The organism is Micromonospora sp. WMMB235 (assembly GCF_001855515.1).
In the GTDB taxonomy this organism is placed as follows: domain Bacteria; phylum Actinomycetota; class Actinomycetes; order Mycobacteriales; family Micromonosporaceae; genus Micromonospora; species Micromonospora aurantiaca.
The window spans coordinates 3,380,709-3,399,087 of record NZ_MDRX01000001.1 but is presented as its reverse complement, the minus strand read 5'-3'; the positions used below and the strand labels follow the sequence as shown (position 1 = coordinate 3,399,087).

At 72.1% G+C, this 18,379-nt stretch carries 15 protein-coding genes; 10 read left to right on the top strand and 5 right to left on the bottom strand.

Annotated elements, in window-relative coordinates; all coding sequences use genetic code 11:
- Window positions 1-169 precede the first annotated feature (169 nt).
- From mtrA to hpf, 5 genes are all read left to right on the top strand, one after another.
- A complete protein-coding gene (gene mtrA, locus BFV98_RS14330) occupies window positions 170-859 on the top strand; it encodes an MtrAB system response regulator MtrA (RefSeq protein WP_013284210.1) in 690 nt (229 codons plus the stop codon).
- Between the two features lie 28 nt (window positions 860-887).
- Complete coding sequence (gene mtrB, locus BFV98_RS14325) at window positions 888-2,627, top strand: MtrAB system histidine kinase MtrB (protein WP_030271133.1); 1,740 nt, start codon at window positions 888-890, stop codon at window positions 2,625-2,627.
- On the top strand, window positions 2,624-4,423 hold the full coding sequence (locus tag BFV98_RS14320; RefSeq protein WP_013284212.1) for an LpqB family beta-propeller domain-containing protein: 1,800 nt from the start codon (window positions 2,624-2,626) through the stop codon (window positions 4,421-4,423). The genes mtrB and BFV98_RS14320 overlap by 4 nt, the downstream gene beginning before the upstream one ends.
- A 7-nt stretch (window positions 4,424-4,430) precedes the next feature.
- Complete coding sequence (locus tag BFV98_RS14315; protein ID WP_013474119.1) at window positions 4,431-5,135, top strand: ComF family protein; 705 nt, start codon at window positions 4,431-4,433, stop codon at window positions 5,133-5,135.
- 249 nt (window positions 5,136-5,384) lie between these two features.
- Window positions 5,385-6,029 carry a ribosome hibernation-promoting factor, HPF/YfiA family gene (hpf, locus tag BFV98_RS14310; protein WP_013474120.1) on the top strand — a complete coding sequence of 215 codons (645 nt, stop codon included), beginning with the start codon at window positions 5,385-5,387 and terminating at the stop codon, window positions 6,027-6,029.
- Between the two features lie 43 nt (window positions 6,030-6,072).
- Here hpf and BFV98_RS14305 read toward each other — a convergent pair whose 3' ends face one another.
- Together BFV98_RS14305 and BFV98_RS14300 are read right to left on the bottom strand one after the other, a co-directional pair.
- Window positions 6,073-7,179 carry a GNAT family N-acetyltransferase gene (locus BFV98_RS14305; protein ID WP_071096656.1) on the bottom strand — a complete coding sequence of 369 codons (1,107 nt, stop codon included), beginning with the start codon at window positions 7,177-7,179 and terminating at the stop codon, window positions 6,073-6,075.
- Window positions 7,176-8,333, bottom strand: a complete 1,158-nt coding sequence (locus tag BFV98_RS14300) for a GNAT family N-acetyltransferase (protein ID WP_071096654.1) — start codon at window positions 8,331-8,333, stop codon at window positions 7,176-7,178. Before BFV98_RS14300 ends, BFV98_RS14305 begins: the two co-directional genes overlap by 4 nt.
- A 169-nt stretch (window positions 8,334-8,502) precedes the next feature.
- Here BFV98_RS14300 and secA point away from each other — a divergent pair, with 169 nt between their 5' ends.
- Complete coding sequence (gene secA / locus BFV98_RS14295; protein ID WP_071096652.1) at window positions 8,503-11,403, top strand: preprotein translocase subunit SecA; 2,901 nt, start codon at window positions 8,503-8,505, stop codon at window positions 11,401-11,403.
- 414 nt (window positions 11,404-11,817) lie between these two features.
- Here the strand turns inward: secA and BFV98_RS14290 are convergent, their stop codons facing one another.
- A complete protein-coding gene (locus BFV98_RS14290) occupies window positions 11,818-12,396 on the bottom strand; it encodes an Rv3235 family protein (RefSeq protein ID WP_013284218.1) in 579 nt (192 codons plus the stop codon).
- Between the two features lie 95 nt (window positions 12,397-12,491).
- Window positions 12,492-12,719 (bottom strand): helix-turn-helix domain-containing protein, encoded by a 228-nt coding sequence (locus BFV98_RS14285; protein ID WP_071096650.1) that lies wholly within the window; start codon window positions 12,717-12,719, stop codon window positions 12,492-12,494.
- A 197-nt stretch (window positions 12,720-12,916) separates the two neighbouring features.
- Between BFV98_RS14285 and BFV98_RS14280 the strand changes: the two genes are divergently transcribed.
- Window positions 12,917-13,426, top strand: coding sequence for a hypothetical protein (locus BFV98_RS14280; protein ID WP_013284220.1), 510 nt, complete (start codon window positions 12,917-12,919; stop codon window positions 13,424-13,426).
- 11 nt (window positions 13,427-13,437) lie between these two features.
- Here BFV98_RS14280 and BFV98_RS14275 read toward each other — a convergent pair whose 3' ends face one another.
- Window positions 13,438-14,487, bottom strand: coding sequence for a hypothetical protein (locus BFV98_RS14275; protein ID WP_071098886.1), 1,050 nt, complete (start codon window positions 14,485-14,487; stop codon window positions 13,438-13,440).
- Between the two features lie 454 nt (window positions 14,488-14,941).
- Here BFV98_RS14275 and pruA point away from each other — a divergent pair, with 454 nt between their 5' ends.
- The 3 genes from pruA to prfB all read left to right on the top strand — a co-directional run bounded on the left by pruA (window position 14,942) and on the right by prfB (window position 18,377).
- Window positions 14,942-16,570, top strand: coding sequence for an L-glutamate gamma-semialdehyde dehydrogenase (gene pruA / locus BFV98_RS14270; RefSeq protein ID WP_013284222.1), 1,629 nt, complete (start codon window positions 14,942-14,944; stop codon window positions 16,568-16,570).
- 134 nt (window positions 16,571-16,704) lie between these two features.
- A complete protein-coding gene (locus tag BFV98_RS14265; RefSeq protein WP_013284223.1) occupies window positions 16,705-17,220 on the top strand; it encodes a PadR family transcriptional regulator in 516 nt (171 codons plus the stop codon).
- 35 nt (window positions 17,221-17,255) lie between these two features.
- The gene (prfB, locus tag BFV98_RS14260) at window positions 17,256-18,377 is read left to right on the top strand and encodes a peptide chain release factor 2 (protein ID WP_071096648.1); all 1,122 of its coding nucleotides are present in this window, start codon (window positions 17,256-17,258) and stop codon (window positions 18,375-18,377) included.
- The last annotated feature ends 2 nt before the right edge of the window (window positions 18,378-18,379 follow it).

Below are 18,379 nucleotides of genomic sequence, written 5' to 3'. Positions count from 1 at the left end.
CCGGGGGATCATGGTTGCACGGCGGGTCCGCATCCGGTGGACCCGTCCGCCCCGGCGCGCCACGCTGGGCGGCCACGCCGACTTGCTGTGGTGCGCGGGGCCGCTCGGCGCTACGGTCTCGTGGAGACGCCGAACACTCCAGACGAACGGGGATGGAACGATAAACCCCATGAGAGCCCGGGTACTCGTGGTCGACGACGACCCCGCCCTCGCCGAGATGCTCGGCATCGTGCTGCGCAGCGAGGGCTTCGTGCCGTCCTTCGTCGCGGACGGCGAACGGGCGCTGGCCGCGTTCCGCGACAACCGACCCGACATCGTCCTGCTCGACCTGATGCTGCCGGGCATGAGCGGCATCGACGTGGCCCGCGCCATCCGGGGCGAGTCCGGCGTGCCGATCGTGATGCTGACCGCCAAGAGCGACACAGTCGACGTGGTGCTCGGGCTGGAGTCCGGCGCCGACGACTACGTGGTCAAGCCGTTCAAGCCCAAGGAGCTGGTGGCCCGGATGCGGGCCCGGCTGCGCCGCGGCGAGGACGTGGCGCCGGAGATGCTGACCATCGGCCCGCCCGGCAACCAGATCACCATCGACGTGCCGGCCCACACGGTCAGCCGCGACGGCGAGGAGGTGAAGCTGACGCCGCTGGAGTTCGACCTGCTGGTCGCGCTCGCCCGCAAGCCGCGTCAGGTCTTCACCCGCGAGGTGCTGCTGGAGCAGGTCTGGGGCTACCGCCACGCGGCGGACACCCGCCTGGTCAACGTGCACGTCCAGCGGCTGCGCGCCAAGATCGAGCCGGATCCGGAGCGACCCGAAATCATCCTCACCGTGCGGGGCGTGGGCTACAAGGCGGGTACCGGATAGCCTGGTCAGCACTGTGGTGACCACCCCGATGCCCGACCCGCCGACCGCCGCGCCCCGCCGGCTCCACGCCGTGCGGGCGATCTGGCTCGCCCTGACCGGCCGGGTCGCCCGGCTGGTGGCCGCGGTGCACCAGGCGTGGCGGCGGTCGCTCCAGGTCCGTGTGGTCACCATCACGCTGGTGGCGTCGAGCCTGCTGGTGGGCGGTTTCGCCTATCTGATCGCTGACAAGATCACGAGCATCCTGCTGGAGAACGCCGAGACCGACGTGCGGCTGCGGTTGAGCAACGGCAGCGAGTACGCGGCCAAGCAGTTCAACCTCTACAGCCAGCCGCAGGAGGCGCAGCTCCAGAACACCATCGACGGCACCGTCAACTACCTGGCCGGCGGAGACCCCACCCAGACCAGCGGCGTGGTGGTGGCGATCACCGCCGACAACTTCGCCGAGTTCATCGAGCCGCGTACGACGCCCGACGTGCCGGTGGGCGCGGTGATCGGCGACGAGCTGCGGGCCACAGTCGCCTCCGGCAAGGTCGCACACCAGATCCGTACCGGCTCGCTCGGCGGCGAGCGGACGAAATACCTGGTCTACGGCTCCCCGGTGCCCACCAAGTTCGGGCAGGTCGAGCTCTACTACCTCGTACCGCTGGCCCGGCAGGACGCGACGGCGGCCGACGCCCGGGCCACGGTGGTCGCCACCGGCGTCGCGCTGGTGCTGCTGCTCGGCCTGCTGGCCGCCCTTGTCACCCGCCTGGTGGTGACGCCGGTACGGGTGGCCGCGCGCACCGCGCAGCGGCTCTCCGCCGGCCTGCTCGACCAGCGCATGGTGGTCTCCGGCGAGGACGACCTCGCCCTGCTGGCCGCCTCGTTCAACCAGATGGCGACGAACCTGCAACGGCAGATCCTCCGGCTGGAGGAGATGTCCCGGCTGCAACGCCGGTTCACCTCAGACGTCTCGCACGAGCTGCGGACACCGCTGACGACGGTACGGATGGCAGCCGACCTGATCTTCGCCGAGCGCGACGAGTTCGACCCGGCGGTGGCCCGCAGCGCCGAGCTGCTCCAGGCCGAGCTGGACCGGTTCGAGGAACTGCTCACCGACCTGCTGGAGATCAGCCGGTTCGACGCCGGCTTCGCGGTGCTGGACAGCGAGCCGACCGACCTGGTGCCGGTGGTGCACCGGGTGACCGAGCGGCTGGCCGGGCTGGCCGAGCGGGTCGGGGTGACCATCGAGCTGGACCTGCCGGACACTCCGGTGATCGCCGAGGTCGACCCGCGCCGCGTCGAGCGGGTGCTGCGCAACCTGGTCGGCAACGCGGTCGAGCACGGCGAGGCCAAGCCGGTACGGATCACCCTGGGCCAGGACCAGAGCGCGGTGGCGATCACCGTGCGGGACCACGGGGTCGGCCTCAAGCCGGGGGAGGAGAAGCTGGTGTTCAACCGCTTCTGGCGGGCCGACCCGTCGCGCGCCCGGCAGACCGGCGGCACCGGGCTGGGCCTGTCGATCAGCCTGGAGGACGCCCGCCTGCACGGCGGCTGGCTGGAGGCGTGGGGCGCGCCGGGGCAGGGCGCGCAGTTCCGGCTCACCCTGCCGGCCCGGGCCGGGGACCGGCTCACCACCTCCCCGCTGCGGCTGGTGCCGGCCGACGCCACGGTGCCGTTCGGCGGCCCCCGCGACGGCGGGCTGCCCGCCGTCGGGCCCGGCGGCGGCGTCGCGGCGCTGACCGCCGGACCGGCCGGCGGGGGCGACCACGCGGAGGCGCGGCCGTGAACCGCCGCGTCCTGGCCCTGCTGCTGACCGGCGCGCTGCTGCCGGCCGCGCTCGCCGGATGCGGCATCCCGGACCAGACGGACGTGCAGGTGGACGGCTCGGTGCCGGCCGCCGAGTCCGGGGCGCTCAACGGCAGCCCGGCCCGGCCGCCCGAGCCGGCCGACAGCAGCGAGCCGGTGCCCTTCATCGAGAACTACCTGCGGGCCGCCGCGGCAGGGGAACGCGACCAGGCGTACGCCCGGGCCCGGAAGTTCCTCGCCGCGGAGGCCCGCGACCTGCTTCCCGGCAAGCCGCAGACCAGCGAGGTCGAACTGACAGTGGTGCGGCTGCGGGAGAAGCCGGAGAGCACGCCGCCCAACAACCAGGGCACCAGCACCGTGACGCTCAAGGTGCAGCAGGTGGGCGTGCTGCGCGCCGACGGCACGCTCGGCCCGCCGGTGGCGAGCGAGACGCAGTACGCCTTCGAGCTGCGCCGGGCCGAGCAGGCCGGTACCGGCCTGCTGATCACCGAGCTGCCGAACGTGCTGCTGGCCAGCGACTCGGCGATGCGCGAGTACTACCGTCCCCGCACCGTCTACTTCTGGAACACCGACCTGACCCGGCTGGTGCCGGACCAGCGCTACCTGCCCTCGTCGGCGCCGACCGAGCGCCGGATCACCGAGGTGATGAAGTGGCTGGCCGACCGCCCGTCGGACTGGCTGGCCCCCGGCGTGACCGGGCTGCCCGACGGCACCCAGCTGATCAACAATGCGACCGGCGCCGACGGCCACTGGGAGATAAACCTGAACATGCCGGGCGCCAACGAGCAGCGGCTGACCCGGCTCGGCACCCAGCTGGCATGGTCGCTGTCGGACCTCGACGGCCAGGTCGACCTGAAGATCCAGAACCAGAAGCGGCTCACCGTCGACCTGCGGCGGGAGCGCGTCTCCACCGCCGCCTATCCACGCGGCGGCGATCCGATGCGGTTCGCCGTCTACGACGGCGCCGTCCGCCCCCTGGCGTTCGGCAACGAGTCGCGTGCCGCGGTTCCGCTGCCGCCCGCGGAGAACCGCAACGTGGTCTCCGCGTCGCTCGCCCGCGCCGACGACCAGGTGCTCGCCGCGCTCGTGGTGACCGGGTCGGACAACCGCAGGCGGCTCAAGGTGGGCACCGGTCCGGAACCGGTCGCGATGCTCAGCCCCGGCGACCGTACGTTCCGGGCGATGAGCCGTCCCACCTGGCTGCGGTCGCTGAACAAGGCCCGCCCGGCCGGTCTGGTGGCGGCGGACGGCCGGCTCTACCGGTTCGACGGCGCGGGCCGGATGAGCGAGATCCCGCTGTCCGTTCCCGGGCCGGTGACGGCTGTGGCCGGTTCCCTCGACGGCCACCGGATCGCGCTGGCCTCCGGCGGCGCGGTCTTCGTCGCCGCGGTGAGCGTCGACGGTGGCGTGGTCAGCCTCGGACAGCCCCGCCGGGTGACCACGCTGCTCACCGGCGTGACGGTGGTGGACTGGGTGGCGGAGAACGAGCTGGCGCTCGCCGGCAACGAGGCGGACCGGCGTTCGGCGATCCACCAGCTCAGCGTCGACGGTGCCTGGGAGACCCCGCTGGCGGTGGAGATCGGCGCCCCGGTGACCCAGCTCGCCGGTTATCCGGGCGGCGGCGACCGCGGCCTGGCCGCGTTCTCGTTCATGTTCGAGACGGACGGCGCGGCCTGGCGGAACAACCCGTTCGACTACGTGAAGCGGGAGCAGGTGCTTGACGTTCCGTCGGGCAGCCGGGCGACCAACCCGACCGCGCCGTTCTTCCTCTACTGAGCCGTCCGTGCGTGACCTGGGCGGGCTCTGGTCGGACCTGACCGACCTGGTGCTGCCCGCCGGGTGCGCGGGCTGCGGCGCGGGATCGGTACGGCTGCGGCACGGCTTCTGCCCCGGCTGCGTGCGGGAACTGGAGTCGCTGCGTCCCGCACCTGCCCGGCCCGATCCGGCTCCGCCCGGCCTGCCGCCCTGCGTCGCGCTCGGCCCGTACGGCGGCGCGCTGCGCGAGGGTCTGCTGGCGTACAAGGAACGGGGCCGGCACGGGCTGGCCCGGCCGTTGGGCGCGCTGCTCGCCGAGGTGGTCGCGGTGGCGGCAGGGCAACCCGGCCCGGTCACGCTCGTGGCGGTGCCCGACACCGCTCGCGCCGCCCGGGCCCGCTACGGCGACCACCTCGACCGGCTCGTCCGGCCGGCGGCGGCCCGGTTACGCGCGGCCGGCTGGCCGGTACGCGTGCTGCGCCCGCTGCGGGCGCTGCCCCGGACCGACTCGGTGGCGCTGGACAGCGCCGGGCGGGCCGCCGCGGCCGAGGAGGCGTTCCGGTTGCGCCGCCCGTCGGCCGGCCACCGGCCGGGGGAGACGGTCGTGCTGCTCGACGACATCGTCACCACCGGCGCCACGCTGGCGGCGGTGAGCCGGATGTTGCACCGCGCGGGAATGACGCCAAAGGCCGCGGCCGTGCTCGCCGCAACGCAAAAGCGGCACCGTCGGTGACGCTTCGTGTATCCGTTTCACCCCTTGGTGTATGAGCTGTTAAATTTCGCGACCGCCTTCGGCAACCAGGGGTGACGGTTGGCCGTACAGGAGTTAGCGTTTCGGTGTCGGGGGTAGTGAGGGTCAAACCTTCCCCCGGCACTGGAAGGAGGCGTAGCCGAACAACACCGGTCGACGCCGAGCGGGGCCCTCCCGGGTGCGTCGACCGGATGATCCGGACCGAACGACCGTCCGAACAAGGGAGGTCACGTGGACATCGTGGTCAAGGGCCGTAACGTCGAAGTGCCGGACCATTACCGGGTGCACGTAGCCGAGAAGCTCGCGAAGATCGAACGCTACGACCAGAAGCTCATTCGCGTGGACGTCGAGTTGTTCCACGAGCGCAATCCACGCCAGGCGGACACCTGCCAGCGGGTGGAGATCACGTGCGTGACGCGCGGCCCGGTGATCCGGGCCGAGGCCTGCACGAACGACTTCTACAGCGCGCTCGACGCCGCCATCGCCAAGCTGGACACGCGATTCCGCCGCGCGGCGGACCGTCGCCGGGTACACCGCGGACGGCATGCGCCGATCTCCGTGGCCGCCGCGACCGCCGGCCTGCCGGTTGCCGACCTCGACGGGCCCGGACTGGCGGCGCTCGACGGCCACGGCACCGCCACAGCGGTCGCGGAACGCCCCGACGAGAGCGGCCACACCGAACCCGACGACCAGCCGTGGCACATCGCCCGGGCGAAGGTCCACCCCGCCGAACCGATGACCGTCGACGACGCGCTGTTCCAGATGGAACTGGTCGGCCACGACTTCTACCTGTTCCAGGACAAGGAGTCCGGCCGCCCGAGTGTGGTCTACCGGCGGCACGCGTACGACTACGGGATCATCCAGCTCGACACGTGACCCCTTGACCGGTGAGTACGGGCCCCCGCGCGGGGGCCCGTACTCAGTTCTCGTCGGTGGCCAGCCGGCCGTAGACCACCGAGTCGACACGGGCGCCGTCCGGGCCGGGCAGCCGGCCGCGCAGCAGACCCTCCCGCCGGAAGCCGGCCCGTTCCAGCACCCGCTGCGAGGCGACGTTGTCCGGCCGCGTGCCGGCCCACAGCCGGGCCACCCCGATGCCGAACGCCCACCCCGCGACCAGCCGGACCGTCCGGGCCGCCAGCCCGCGCCCGCGCGCCTCGGGCAGCAGGCTGTAGCCGATCATGGCCTGCCCGGTGGCCGGCTCGTCGTAGAACAGCGCGCAGCCGCCGACGACAGCGCCGGTGACCACGTCGACGATCGCCAGGTCGGCGGCCTCTCCGGCGAGCCAGCGGCTCGCCGCCAGCCGGCAACGGCGCGCGAGCGCCGCCCGCTCCGGCGCCACCGGCGGCACCCGGTTCGCCACCACCTCCGGCAGCGAGTGCAGCCGGTACAGCGCGTCCGTGTCCGCCGGCTCCACCGGGCGCAGCGTCACCACGCCGTCGGTGAGCCGGCCGTCCGGCAGGTCCGGCAGCAACCGGGCGAGCGGCCCGGGCGGGTCGTCGGCCAGCCGCACCCAGGCGATCAGATCCTGGCGTACGCCGTCGCCGTCCGCGCCCGCCGCCCGGCGTACGCCCTCGTGCCGGTAACCGCAGGCGAGCGCGATGCGCTGGCTCGCCACGTTCTCCGTGCGGGTGAGCAACTCCAACCGGGCCGCCCCGGCGGCGAACGCCCGCTCGGTCAGCAGCCGGGTGGCGGCGGTGGCCACGCCCCGGCCGCGCGCCGCCGCTCCCACCCAGTAACCGATCTCGTACGTCGCCCGCTCCGCGCTGAGCCGGGTCAGCCCGATGCTGCCGAGCAGCCGGTCGCTCGCCGGGTCGGCGATCGTGTACGCCGCACCGCCCGCCGCCCACGCCGCGGGCGCGCCCTCGGTGACCCACCAGCGGGCGGCGCCGGAGTCGTACGGGTCGGGCAGCAGGGGCATGAACCGGCGGATCTCCGGATCGGCGCACCCGGCCACCATCTCGGGCACGTCCGCGAGGTGGCACGGCCGCAGCCGTACGCCGTACCCCTCGATCGTCTCCGGCGTCACGCCAGGTCGCCCGGGAGCAGGCCGCCGATCCACACGTCCTGCCGCTCGCCGCGGTGCTGGACGCCGCCGCGCAGCGTGCCCTCGACGGTGAACCCGGCCTTCTCGGCGGCCCGCCGCGAGGCGGTGTTGCCCACGTTCGCCCGCCACTCGATCCGGGCCAGGCCGAGCGTGGTGAAACCCCAGGCGCACACCGCGGCGAGCGCGGCCGGCAGGTAGCCCCGGCCGCGGGCGTGCGGCGCGGTCATGTAGCCCACGTCGGCCACCAGCGGGTCGTTCGGCAGCAGGCGCAGGTCGATCGACGCGACGTAGCGGTCGTCCGGATCGGCCACGGCGAACGTCACTGCCGTTCCCCGCGCCCAGGCCGGGCGCACCAGGTCGCGCAGGAAGCCCTCGGCGTGCTCCGGCCGGTACGGGTGCGGCACCGTGGTCCAGCGGATCGTCTGCTCGTCCTGGCAGGTGCGGGTCACCGCGGCCAGGTCGCGTTCCTCCAGCGCGCGCAGCCGCAGTTCGGTGTCGCCTGCGGTGGCGAACAGGACCGGCTGCGGCCGGCCGAAGACCGCCGCGCGGCGGGCCTGGAGCGTGTCCGGGCCGTAGGGGACCGGGTCGCCGGCGGCGGCGACCTCCCCGGGGAGCAGCGAGCCGATCCAGCCCTCGGGCCGGCCGCCGGGGCTGGGGTCGGCAAGCCGCAGCTCACCCTCGATCCGGAAGCCGGCGCGCAGCGCGACCAGCCGGGAGGCGTGGTTGCCGATCTCGGCCTGCCAGGTGAGCCGGCGCAGCTTGAGCGCGTCGAAGGCCCAGCGGGCGAGCGCGCGGGTGGCGCGGACCGCGACGCCCCGGCCCCGGGCCCACGGCGCGGTCCAGTAGCCCACCTCGGCCGACTCCCGCGCGCGGTCGACGGAGACCAGGCCGAAGGAGGCGAGCAGCTCACCGGTGCCGGCGTCGCAGACCGCGAAGAGCGCACCGGTGCCCTCGGCCCAGGCGGTGGCGCTGATCGTGGTGACGTACTCGCTCGCGTGCTCCGGCAGGTACGGGCGAGGTACGGTGGTCCAGCGCTGGATGTCCGGATCCTGGCAGGCACGGTGCACCGCGTCGGCGTCCTCCGCGCGCCACGGGCGCAGCAGCAGGCCGTCCTCGATGATCTCCACAGGCTCCATTCGAGCCATCGTGCCGGATCGTTCGCGCACGGCGTAACCCGATTAGCGGCCGGTGGCGCACGGTCGCGGCGTTATGTCGGGTTCCGGAGCCCGGACCGCCGCCACCAGTGACCATCGTCGCGTCGGAGCGCCTACGATGGTTCGAGACCGTCTAGGGGAGCGTTGATCCGTGTCGATTCTGGAAAAGTTCCTTCGCGCCGGCGAGGGCCGCATGGTGCGTCGGCTGAAGGCCATCGCTGCCGCCGTCAACTCGATCGAGGACGACTACGTCAACCTCAGCGACGACGAGCTGCGCGCCATGACCGACCAGTTCAAGGAGCGGCTCGAGGATGGCGAGACCCTCGACGACCTGCTGCCCGAGGCGTTCGCGGTGTGCCGGGAAGCCGCCTCGCGGGTGCTCGGCCAGCGCCCCTACGACGTCCAGGTGATGGGTGGCGCGGCGCTGCACTTCGGCAACATCGCCGAGATGAAGACGGGTGAGGGCAAGACGCTCACCTCGGTCATGCCGGTCTACCTGAACGCGCTCGCCGGCAAGGGCGTGCACGTGATCACGGTGAACGACTACCTGGCCGAGCGCGACGCCGCCTGGATGGGCCGCGTCCACGAGTTCCTCGGCCTGCAGGTCGGCGTGGTGCTGCCCAACCGGCCCGCCGGCGAGCACCGCGCGGCCTACGAGTGCGACATCACCTACGGCACCAACAACGAGTTCGGCTTCGACTACCTGCGCGACAACATGGCCTGGTCGAAGGACGAGCTGGTCCAGCGCGGCCACTTCTTCGCCGTGGTCGACGAGGTCGACTCGATCCTGATCGACGAGGCGCGTACCCCGCTGATCATCTCCGGTCCGGCCGAGCACTCCGCCCGGTGGTACCAGGAGTTCGCCGCCGTGGTGGCCCGGCTCCAGCCCGGCACCGACGGCGAGGGCGACTACGAGGTCGACTACGCCAAGCGCACCATCGCGATCACCGAGCGCGGCGTGGCCAAGGTGGAGGACCGCCTGGGCATCGACAACCTGTACGAGTCGGTGAACACCCCGCTGGTCGGCTACCTGAACAACGCGATCAAGGCCAAGGAGCTCTACAAGCGCGACAAGGACTACATCGTCAACGACGGTGAGGTCCTGATCGTCGACGAGTTCACCGGCCGCATCCTGCACGGCCGTCGCTACAACGAGGGCATGCACCAGGCGATCGAGGCCAAGGAGGGGGTGGAGATCAAGCAGGAGAACCAGACGCTCGCCACCATTACCCTCCAGAACTACTTCCGCCTCTACGAGAAGCTCTCCGGCATGACCGGTACCGCCCAGACCGAGGCGGGCGAGTTCAACAAGGTCTACAAGGTCGGCGTCGTGACCATCCCGACGCACCGGCCGATGGTCCGGCTCGACCGGCCCGACGTCATCTACAAGACCGAGAAGGCCAAGTTCAACGCCGTCGTCGAGGACATCGCCGAGCGGCACGTGCAGGGCCAGCCGGTGCTGGTCGGCACCGTCTCGGTGGAGAACTCCGAGATCCTGTCGCACATGCTGCGCCGCCGCGGCATCCCGCACTCGGTGCTGAACGCGAAGTTCCACGCCAAGGAGGCGGAGATCGTCGCGCAGGCCGGGCGCAAGGGCGCGGTCACCGTCGCCACCAACATGGCCGGCCGCGGTACGGACATCCTGCTCGGCGGCAACCCCGAGTTCCTCGCCGCGAACGAGCTGCGCCAGCGCGGGCTCGACCCGGTCGAGCAGCCGGAGGAGTACGCCAAGGCGATGGAGGAGATCCTCCCGACCTGGAAGCAGGCGTGCGACGTCGAGGCGGAGGAGGTCGCCGCCGCCGGTGGGCTCTACGTGCTGGGCACCGAGCGGCACGAGTCCCGCCGGATCGACAACCAGCTGCGCGGTCGCGCCGGCCGGCAGGGTGACCCGGGCGAGTCCCGCTTCTACCTGTCGCTCCAGGACGAGCTGATGAAGCGCTTCCGGGCCGGCGCGGTCGAGGCCGTGATGGACCGCTTCAACATCCCGGAGGACGTGCCCATCGAGTCGAAGATGGTCACCCGCCAGATCAGGAGCGCCCAGGCCCAGATCGAGGGCCAGAACGCCGAGATCCGCAAGAACGTCCTCAAGTACGACGAGGTGCTGAACAAGCAGCGCCAGGTGATCTACGCCGAGCGCCTCCGGGTGCTCAACGGCGAGGACCTGTCCGACCAGGTCCGCAACATGATCGACGACGTGGTGACCGCGTACGTGGTCGGCGCGACGAGCGACGGCTACGCCGAGGACTGGGACCTCGACCAGCTCTGGTCGAGCCTGAAGCAGCTCTACCCGGTGGGGATCACCGTCGAGGAACTGGAGGAGGAGGTCGGTTCCCGCTCGGGCATCGACCAGGACTTCCTGCTCGCCCGCCTGAAGGAGGACGCGCACGCCGCGTACGACAGGCGTGAGGAGAGCCTCGGCGAGGAGGCGGTGCGTCAGCTCGAGCGCATGGTCCTGCTCCAGGTGATCGACCGTAAGTGGCGCGAGCACCTCTACGAGATGGACTACCTCCAGGAGGGCATCAGCCTGCGGGCGTACGCCCAGCGCGACCCGGTCATCGAGTACCAGCGCGAGGGCTTCGACATGTTCGCCTCCATGATGGACGGCATCAAGGAGGAGACGGTCGGCTTCCTCTACAACCTGGACGTCCAGGTCGAGGAGGCGGAGCCGGAGGCCGAGGAGGTGCAGCTGCTGGAGAAGCCGGTGGAGATCCGGGCCAAGGGTCTCAACCGCGCGCCGCAGCAGCAGGGCCTGCAATACTCCGCGCCCGCCGTGGACGGCGAGGCCGGCCGAGGTGCCCCGGTGATCGAGCGGCCCGAGCAGCAGGCGCCGGCGCTCGGCATCGGCCAGCAGTCCTCGGAGCGCCCGGCCGCCACCACGCCGCGCCGTGCTCCGGCCGGGGCGAGCGGCCAGGCTGTGGCCGCGAGCACCGCCCGGCGGGCCGCGCCGGGCCAGGTCGACGGCGGTGAGGGCCCGTCCCGTAACGCGCCCTGCCCGTGTGGCTCCGGCCGCAAGTACAAGCGCTGCCACGGCTCGCCCAACGGCGGCAACTGACCCCGAACACCCACGACGGGCCCCGGCCACCAAGGCCGGGGCCCGTCGCCGTCCTCCCGTCCTCCCTCCCGCCCTCCCTCGCGCCCTCCCTCGGTCGATCTTGCAGTTGCGGCCCCTGTTGTGACCGATTCATGCCGGAATCGGGGGTACGAAAGTGCAAGATCACGGGGGTTTGGTGGGGTGGGGTGGGGTGGAGATCCTCGTTCGGCTGGTTGTTGCGGCGAGCCTCCCGTTGGGCGAGATTGGCGTTCCGCTTGGTGGGAGCGGTGGAGATCTTGGTAGGAAAGGGCCCCTATGAGGGCCGTTTGGTACCAAGATCGCGCAGGCCCGGGCGCTGGGTGCCGGGCGTCCGCACACCGATCGGCGCGGGTGGCCGCGGCGCGTCGGGCCAGGTCGGGGAGGCGATGGCCGGGCTCAAAGGACGTCCAGGACCTGGCACAGCCAGGTGCCTCGGCGGCGCTCCAGGCGTATCGCCACGGCCCAGCTCGCGCCTCCGGCGCCCGCGAACACGGCGGTGGCCTCGACCGCACCCGCGCGCGGCTCGCACACGCGCAGGCGCCGCAGCAGCAGCGCCGGCCGGGCGGTACGGCGGCGGACCGGTGTCACCCGGCGGGCCGCGCGGGTCAGCTCGGCTGCCACCGGGCCGGCCGACTCGGGCAGGCAGAGCGGCCGGAGCTGACCGGGCGGCCGGAAGCCGTTGACGATCTCCAGGAAGGTGCGCACGAACAGGTGTGCGGCTCGCGCTCCCTCGGGTGTGGCGGAGGCGAGGGCTGACGCCTGCGCCCCGGACCAGCGGGGCCAGGCGGTCGCCGGGTCCGGTGCTCGACCGGCGGGGCGTGTGGCGGCACGGCGCCGTGGGTCGGCCAGGTCGAGCGTGAGCTGACCGACGGGACTCCAGAGCGGCTCCTCGTCGGTGCACGGCGGGTCGAGCGGCGGGGCGGGCCGGAGACGGACCGGCGGGCGGGGTGCGCGGGGACGGCGGGTGTCGACCATCTCGAATCCTTGCGTTTGCCTTCGTTTGCCTCCGACAGGGTCTCATCTTCCCGGACGCGGACGATCGCCGTCAATGGCTCACGGTCCCCGGGTGGTCACTCCTCGTCGCGCTCACCGAGCGGGTTGCCGCGTACCCATTCGGCGGTCTCGGCGTACTTGCGCTCGATGTATTCCTCCAGCCGGATGCGCTCGACCCGCCACTGGCCCCGGCCACCGATCTTGATCGCGGGCAGTTCGCCGCTGCGGACCATGTGGTAGACCTGCGAGTCCGAGACGTTCAGCTCGGCGGCGACGTCGGACAGCAGCAGGAACCTCGACTCCACGGTGTGACTCCCGGGGTTGGTTGCGTTTGCTTCAGTTTGCCACTACCTGGTGACATCGCCGCGCGCCCGTTCGAGAGACACACCGGCGGGAGACTTCACCCGCGCGGGTGCCGGGTGTATGACGGTCTCGGCGTACGGCATGATCGGCGCCCGGAGTCGGCGTCCGCCGGCGATCGGCCTGAGTGTGGGAGTGACCGGTGACCGACGAGCTTGTCCGGGTGTACCTGCCGGCGACCGTTCCCATGCTCGCCCGGCTGCGCGAGGAGGGGCTGAGCGCCGAGGCGGCGCACGCGGTGACCCCGGAGCTGCGCGAGTGGTACGCCGAGGGTGACGAGGAGGAGCTCGAGTACGTGGCCTTCACCCGGGCCGCCCAGGACGCGCTGCTCCTGCTCCGGCACGACCCCGCCGCGCCCCGGCGACGGGTGGTGGTCTCGGCCGACCTGCCGGCCCGTGCGGTCGAGCGGGTCGGCGGCGAGCTGGGGTCGAGCGTGGTCCGGCCGGTCGGACCGGTACCCGTGAAGTCGGTCGCCGCGCTGCACGTGGACGGCGCGGACGCGGTCGAGGACGTGGCCGCCGCCGTCGACGTGGTGGTGGAGGCCCAGGCCGGTGACCCGGACGCCCAGTTCACAGTCGACGGCGCCGAGGACCACGAACTGGAGTGGTACGACGTGACCGAGCTGGACCTGCTCCTGCGCGAAGCGGGCTGACGGCGCGCGGTTCAGGCCGCGGGCTCGTCCTCGTCGTCGTCCACCGGGCGCGGCCCGAGCGTGCGCCCGAAGACGATGAGCGTGGTCAGCGCGCCCACGAAGAGCACCCAGATCCCGTTGTCCACCCGCGAGGTGCCCAGCGCGGTCTGCGCCACCTCGTCGGCCTCGCTGAGCGCCGCGGCCAGGTCGAGCAGCCCACGGCCGCCGATCCGGATGATCACCTCGGTGAGCAGCAGGAGCAGGCCCGCGCCCGCCCCGGCGACCAGGTAGGCCGGCCAGCGCAGCGGCGACGCGGCGCCGTCGCGGCGCTCCGCCCGGCGCCGGGACCAGGTGAGATAGAGGTACGCGGCCAGGCCGGCGAGCAGCCCGGCGAGCAGCGACTCGGTACGCGAGACCCACTTCGCGGCGTCGAGCACCGACTGCTGGGTCTCCCCGGCGCCGAACAGGTCGGAGAGCGGATCGCGGGCGCGGCTGAACAGCACCACGAAGATCTGCGCGGTGAGCGTGGCGAGGGTGATCGCCCCCACCACCCGGGCCTGGCGCGCACCGGCCATCGCCCCGCCGATGATCGCTGCCGCCGCCGCGGTACCGGCGATCGTGTTCGTGGTGGCGTTGTCCGCGTACGTCAGGTTGATCGCCACCGCGGTGACGAGCCCGACCAGGAGGCCGGTGCCGACGGCGGCCAGGAAGCGCAGCGTGGCGCGGCCCAGCCGGTTGGTCGCGAGCAGGGCCACCGTGGCGCCGGTGACCAGCGCCGCGGCGATGACGCCTGGTAGCGCGTACGCGGAGAGGCTGATCGCGGTGACGCCGGCCGCCGTGGAGTGGATCGCCTCGCGGGTGGACCAGAGCATGGCGGCCAGCCACCCGACCGAGATCAGGGCGAGCACGATCGCGCCCGGCGCGAACTCCGGTCGCCCACCGGTGACAGTGCCCTCGTCCGCGTGCCCGGCTGCTTCCTCGCCGGAGGGCGTCTCGACGGCGGTCCCGTCGCCCGTGGTGGGCTCGACGGCCTCGGGCTGATCCGTCTCCGCGGCCGTGGAGCTGCCGGGCTGGTTGCTCATCGTCTTCCCTTCGACGGTCGCCGGATCTTCCCGCGCCGGGCGGGGCAGGTCACCGGTCATCCAGCGTACGCGGCGTGCCGCCGCTCCCCGGGCGGGCCGTGTGCCGTCCGCGCCTTGATCGACTGCAGTACGCCGATGTGGTGGCATCCCGAGGGCTCGGATGCCGCTGTCCCCCCGAGGTGGAGTCGATCAATCAGTCCGCGCGGGTGCCGACGAATCGTCGATGAACGGGGTTGCGATCCGATGTTTCGTCGGATGTGGGTGGGTTGAGCCGACGGTCCCGAGATGATCCGGCTGTCCGGTGTGGCGGGGAGGCGCGGCCGGCAGGTGCGTCTCGTGACAGAATCGGGCCAGGTCCCGCCGCCGCTGACCCCGCGGTGTCCGGCGTCCGGCCGCCGGCCGGCGCCAGCGGGTCCGGTTTCGCCGTCGCCGTCGAGATCGCCAGGAGCCTGTGATGGACGCCGTGTTCTCCGTACCCGAGCCGCTCAACGAGCCGGTGCACACCTACGAGCCCGGCAGTGCCGACCGGGAACGGCTCCAGCGGCGGCTGGCCGAACTGGCCGCCGAGCGGATCGAGCTGCCGATGACGATCGCGGGCGAGCGCCGGATGGCCGGCGGCGCGTCGATCGACGTGGTGCAGCCGCACAAGCACGCGCACGTCCTCGGCGTCACCGGGCACGCCACCCACGACGACGCCCGCGCCGCGGTCCGGGCCGCCAAGGACGCCGCTCCGATGTGGCGGGCGCTGCCGTTCGAGGAGCGGGCCGCGATCTTCCTGCGCGCCGCCGACCTGCTCGCCGGCCCCTGGCGGGACACGCTCAACGCGGCCACCATGCTCGGCCAGTCCAAGACCGCCGTCCAGGCCGAGATCGACGCGGCGTGCGAGCTGATCGACTTCCTCCGGTTCAACGTGCACTTCGCCCGGCGGCTCCTGGCCGAGCAGCCGCTGTCCTCGCCCGGTGTCTGGAACCGCCTCGACCACCGGCCGCTGGAGGGGTTCGTCTACGCGATCACCCCGTTCAACTTCACCGCGATCGCCGGCAACCTGCCGTCCGCGCCGGCCATGCTCGGCAACACTGTGGTCTGGAAGCCGTCCCCGACGCAGCAGTTCGCGGCGCACTTCACCATGCGCCTGTTCGAGGCCGCCGGCCTGCCGCCCGGTGTGATCAACATGGTCACCGGGCGCGGCGAGGAGGTCTCCGAGGTGGCGCTGGCCGACCCGGACCTCGCAGGTATCCACTTCACCGGCTCGACCAAGGTGTTCCAGCACCTGTGGAAGACCGTCGGCGACAACATCGCCCGCTACCGGGGCTACCCCCGGCTGGTCGGCGAGACCGGCGGCAAGGACTTCGTCGTCGCGCACCCCAGCGCCGACGTGGACGCGCTGCACACCGCGCTGATCCGGGGCGCCTACGAGTACCAGGGCCAGAAGTGCTCGGCCGCCTCGCGGGCGTACGTCCCGCGGTCGATCTGGGAGGGCGGGCTGCGCGACCGGCTCGCCGCCACCGCCGACTCGCTGACCTACGGCGACGTGACCGACTTCAGCAACTTCGGCGGCGCGGTGATCGACGACAAGGCGTTCGGCCGGCACACCGCCGCGCTGGAGCTGATCAAGGGCGACGACTCCTGCCGCATCCTGGCCGGCGGCACCGCCGACGACTCGGTCGGCTACTTCGTCCGGCCGACGCTGTTCGAGTGCTCCGACGCCGCGCACGAGACGTTCACCACCGAGTACTTCGGGCCGATCCTCGGCGTGCACGTCTTCGACGACGCCCGCTTCGACGACGTGGTCACCCAGGCCGAGTCGATCGCGCCGTACGCGCTGACCGGGTCGATCTTCGCGACCGACCGCCGGGTGGTGGACCAGGTGGCGGAGAAGATGCGGTACGCCGCCGGCAACTTCTACATCAACGACAAGCCGACCGGCGCGGTGGTCGGGCAGCAGCCGTTCGGCGGCGCCCGGGCCAGCGGCACCAACGACAAGGCGGGCTCCTGGCACAACCTGGTCCGCTGGATGTCGCCGCGGACGATCAAGGAGACGTTCGTCCCGCCGACCGATCACGTCTACCCGCACATGGGCTGAGGCGCTCCGAGAGGGCCCGTCCCGGCCGGGGCGGGCCCTCTTCCTCATCCGACAGTGCACATCGGACCCGTCATCGGGTGCCGAAATGAGCAAATCCTGGACGCCAGAGCCGACAAAGTGGCAGCTTAGAGGGCATGGCGGAATCCGGAGTCAACCCGACGGCAGCAGCTCTGCTCGGTCTGCTGCACGACGGCCCGATGACTGGCGGCCAGTTGATGGCCGCCGCTGAGCGCCGGCTGGCGCCGTACTGGTCGATGACCCGCAGTCAGGTCTACCGGGAGCTGCCGGTCCTGGCCGAGAAGGGTCTGGTGCGTCTCGGCAAGCCCGGGCCGCGGATGAGCCAGCCGTACGCGCTGACGGCGGCCGGGAAACGGACATTCTCCCGCTGGCTGGCGGAGAATCCCGGCAAGGACACCATCCGTAACCCGATAGCGCTACGGATCGCGTTCGGTGACCTGCACTCGTCGAGCCAGCTCAAGAACCTGTACGCGACGGCGAACGAGTACCACACCGAGGCGCTGGCGGCGGTGCGGGAGCAGGTCAAGAACGCCAAGAAGGAAGGCGACAGCTACGACGCCAGCGCGCTGGAGTTCGCCGTCGCCTACCACAAGGCGGCGCTGTCCTGGCTGAAGACCGCGCCCGTCGGCTGACCACCTGCGTCGACCAGGCAGTAGTCTTGTCTGTCGTGACCGCTGCCGATTACGCCGAACAGCTCAAGGACCTCGACGCCACGCTGCGCAACATCGAGGCTGTGCTCGACCTCGACAAGCTGCGCGAGCAGAAGGCCCGGCTGGAGCAGGAGGCCTCCGCCCCCGACCTCTGGGACGACCAGGCCAAGGCGCAGCAGGTGACGTCGCAGCTGTCGTACGTCAACGGCGAGATCACCAAGCTCGGTGACCTGCGCTCCCGGCTCGACGACGCCGGGGTGCTGCTGGAACTCGCCCAGGCCGAGGACGACCTGGGCGCGCTGACCGAGGTCGAGTCGGAGATCACCGGGCTGACCAAGGCCATCCAGGAGATGGAGGTCCGGACGCTGCTCTCCGGCGAGTACGACTCGCGGGAGGCGCTCGTCGCGATCCGGGCCGGCGCCGGTGGCGTGGACGCCGCCGACTTCGCCGAGATGCTGCTGCGGATGTACCTGCGCTGGGCCGAGCGGCACGGCTACCCGACCGAGGTCTACGAGACCTCGTACGCCGAGGAGGCGGGCCTGAAGTCGGCCACCTTCACGGTGAAGGTGCCCTACGCCTACGGCACGCTCAGCGTGGAGTCCGGCACGCACCGGCTGGTGCGGATCAGCCCGTTCGACAACCAGGGCCGCCGGCAGACCAGCTTCGCCGGGGTCGAGGTGCTGCCGGTCACCGAGCAGACCGACCACATCGACATCCCGGAGAACGAGGTCCGGGTGGACGTCTACCGGTCGTCCGGGCCGGGTGGGCAGAGCGTCAACACCACCGACTCGGCGGTGCGGCTGACCCACATCCCCACCGGCATCGTGGTGACCTGCCAGAACGAGAAGTCCCAGCTCCAGAACAAGGCGTCCGCGATGCGGGTGCTCCAGGCCCGGCTGCTGGAGCGCAAGCGGCAGGAGGAGGAGGAGAAGCTGGCCGGCCTGAAGACCGGCAGCACCAGCTCCTGGGGCGACCAGATGCGCTCGTACGTCCTGCACCCGTATCAGATGGTGAAGGATCTGCGTACCGAGCAGGAGACGGGCAATCCGTCCTCGGTCTTCGACGGTGACCTGGACAGCTTCATCGAGGCGGGAATCCGCTGGCGGAAGCAGCAGCAGCTCAGTGCTGACAGTGCGTGATC

Bases quoted from the DNA above. Each gene is read 5' to 3' on its own strand.
- mtrA (WP_013284210.1), top strand. From the start codon at position 170: ATGAGAGCCCGGGTACTCGTGGTCGACGACGACCCCGCCCTCGCCGAG.
- mtrB (WP_030271133.1), top strand. From the start codon at position 888: ATGCCCGACCCGCCGACCGCCGCGCCCCGCCGGCTCCACGCCGTGCGG.
- BFV98_RS14300 (WP_071096654.1), bottom strand. From the start codon at position 8,333: ATGGAGCCTGTGGAGATCATCGAGGACGGCCTGCTGCTGCGCCCGTGG.
- BFV98_RS14290 (WP_013284218.1), bottom strand. From the start codon at position 12,396: ATGGTCGACACCCGCCGTCCCCGCGCACCCCGCCCGCCGGTCCGTCTC.
- BFV98_RS14275 (WP_071098886.1), bottom strand. From the start codon at position 14,487: ATGAGCAACCAGCCCGGCAGCTCCACGGCCGCGGAGACGGATCAGCCC.
- pruA (WP_013284222.1), top strand. From the start codon at position 14,942: ATGGACGCCGTGTTCTCCGTACCCGAGCCGCTCAACGAGCCGGTGCAC.
- BFV98_RS14265 (WP_013284223.1), top strand. From the start codon at position 16,705: ATGGCGGAATCCGGAGTCAACCCGACGGCAGCAGCTCTGCTCGGTCTG.